The 315-nt window shown below is 22.5% G+C and carries 1 protein-coding gene; it reads left to right on the plus strand.

Going from position 1 to position 315, the window contains the following annotated elements:
- Positions 1–39 precede the first annotated feature (39 nt).
- The coding region (locus tag DIU01_RS08050) for a hypothetical protein (RefSeq protein ID WP_290833293.1) at positions 40–315 on the plus strand (276 nt) is incomplete at its 3' end.

The following is a 315-nucleotide window of genomic DNA, read 5'->3' on the forward strand; positions in this document are numbered from 1 at the left end:
ATAGTTTATGGAAAATTAAACGATAATAACAAAATTTCTATGAGTATTTGTAATGCAAATCAATCTTTAGAAACTTATCCCTATTTATTGCCTCCACCACCAAAGGATTTTTCAATTGAAAATTCTGATATTAGAGATTTATCACATAAACTGATTTTAATAGAGTCAGAAAATGAAAACTTAAAAAATTGGATTTACCAGTTAGAAAAACTAAGACAATATAAACAAAATCAGAACACGATTTCTGAAAATAACAAAAGTGATATTTATCAAAAAATTTTAATTGTAACTTTAATTTTAAATGCAATATTATTT

This window comes from Flavobacterium sp. (genome assembly GCF_003525665.1).
Classification (GTDB): Bacteria; Bacteroidota; Bacteroidia; order Flavobacteriales; family Flavobacteriaceae; genus Flavobacterium.